1 protein-coding gene is annotated in these 2,046 nt (G+C 58.7%); it reads right to left on the bottom strand.

What is annotated here, in order from left to right; genetic code table 11:
* Positions 1-359: 359 nt before the first annotated feature.
* Positions 360-1,943, bottom strand: coding sequence for a peptide chain release factor 3 (locus AC1DVH_RS30135; protein ID WP_060541686.1), 1,584 nt, complete (start codon positions 1,941-1,943; stop codon positions 360-362).
* Positions 1,944-2,046 lie beyond the last annotated feature (103 nt).

Here is a 2,046-nt window from a genome sequence, read left to right as displayed (position 1 = left end):
GTCCACAGTCTGCGCAGTTCCATCTGGCGTAATCGGGGCGAGCAGTGGCAGATGGTTTTCCACCAGGGGACATTGGTTCCCAGTGAACAATGACGCAGGCATTCATGGCGAATCCGGATCCCTCGCGAGCAAGCTCGCTCCTACAGTGCCCGCGGCGAGTCGGAGAATGTTGTGAACACCCCGGATTACTGTAGGAGCGAGCCTGCTCGCGATGGTCGTCAATGATGACGCGTGCTGCCTGAATAAACGCGGCGGGTCTGAATTTTTCGCGAGCAGGCTCGCTCCTACAGGGGATTGCGTCAGGTAACAAAAAACCCCGCAGCTTTCGCGACGGGGTTTCTGGTGTTTCAACTCAGCGCTTAATGGTGCTCACGGGTCGCACGGAATTTAACATCCGGCCAGCGCTCTTCCATCAGGGCCAGGTTGACCCGCGTAGGTGCGAGGTAGGTCAGGTGACCGCCGCCGTCCAGTGCCAGGTTTTCCACAGCCTTGTTGGAGAATTCCTCAAGCTTTTTCTTGTCGCTGCATTCGATCCAGCGCGCGGAATAAACGGTGATCGGCTCGTAGGAGCATTCGACCTTGTACTCCTCTTTCAAGCGGCTGGCGACCACATCGAACTGCAGCACACCGACGGCGCCGAGGATGATGTCGTTGCTGCGTTCAGGGAAGAACACCTGGGTCGCGCCTTCTTCGGCCAACTGCTGCAAGCCTTGGCGCAGTTGCTTGGATTTCAGCGGATCTTTCAGGCGCACGCGACGGAACAGTTCCGGGGCGAAGTGCGGGATACCGGTGAAGCCCAGGACTTCGCCTTCGCTGAAGGTGTCGCCGATCTGGATGGTGCCGTGGTTGTGCAGGCCGATGATGTCGCCGGCGAACGCTTCTTCCAGTTGCTCACGCTCGGAGGAGAAGAAGGTCAGCGCGTCGCCGATGCGCACGTCCTTGCCGGTGCGCACGTGGCGCATCTTCATGCCCTTCTCGTATTTGCCGGAGCAGATACGCATGAAGGCGATGCGGTCGCGGTGTTTCGGGTCCATGTTCGCCTGGATCTTGAAGATGAAGCCCGAGAACTTCTCTTCCACCGGCTCCACGGTGCGCTCGTTGGCCACGCGTGCCAGTGGGCGCGGCGCCCAATCAACGACGGCGTCGAGTACGTGGTCGACACCGAAGTTGCCCAGTGCCGTACCGAAGAACACCGGGGTCAGTTGGCCGTCGAGAAATTCCTGCTGGTTGAACTCGTGGCAGGCGCCCTGCACCAACTCCAGCTGCTCGATGAAACGCTCGTACTCGTCACCCAGATGCGCACGGGCTTCATCGGAGTCGAGCTTCTCGATGATCTTGGTTTCGGTGCGCTCGTGGCCGTGACCGGCGGTGTACACGATGATGTAGTCATCGGCGAGGTGATACACGCCTTTGAAGTCACGGTAGCAACCAATCGGCCAGGTGATCGGCGCAGCCTTGATCTTGAGGACGGCTTCGATTTCGTCGAGCAGTTCGATCGGGTCGCGGATGTCACGGTCTAGTTTGTTGATGAAGCTGACAATCGGCGTGTCACGCAGACGGCAGACATCCATCAGGGCGATGGTCCGTGGCTCTACACCTTTACCGCCGTCGAGGACCATCAAGGCCGAGTCCACCGCCGTCAGGGTGCGGTAGGTATCTTCGGAGAAGTCTTCGTGGCCCGGGGTGTCGAGCAGGTTGATCATGTGCTCGCGATACGGGAACTGCATGACCGACGTGGTAATGGAAATACCCCGCTGCTTTTCCATTTCCATCCAGTCGGAGGTGGCATGGCGGTCGGATTTACGCGATTTCACCGTACCAGCTACCGCAATCGCCTTGCCCATCAGCAAGAGCTTCTCGGTGATGGTGGTCTTACCGGCATCGGGGTGGGAAATAATGGCGAAAGTGCGGCGTTTCGCGACTTCGGCGGCCTGTTTGGTCATGGGAAATCGCCTGGCAGGTGATTCAAAAAAGGGCGCAGATTATAGCCCAAGTTGATCGAAGAACCGAACCGTTGAGCACATTAGGGGTGGCCAAATGCAGCTT

Source organism: Pseudomonas sp. P4_C3, from assembly GCF_056402075.1.
Note: the sequence above shows the minus strand (reverse complement) of the source record. Positions and strands in the feature narration are given on the sequence as shown.

Excerpts from the sequence above, each read along its gene's own strand:
- AC1DVH_RS30135 (WP_060541686.1), bottom strand. The coding sequence starts at position 1,943 with ATGACCAAACAGGCCGCCGAAGTCGCGAAACGCCGCACTTTCGCCATT.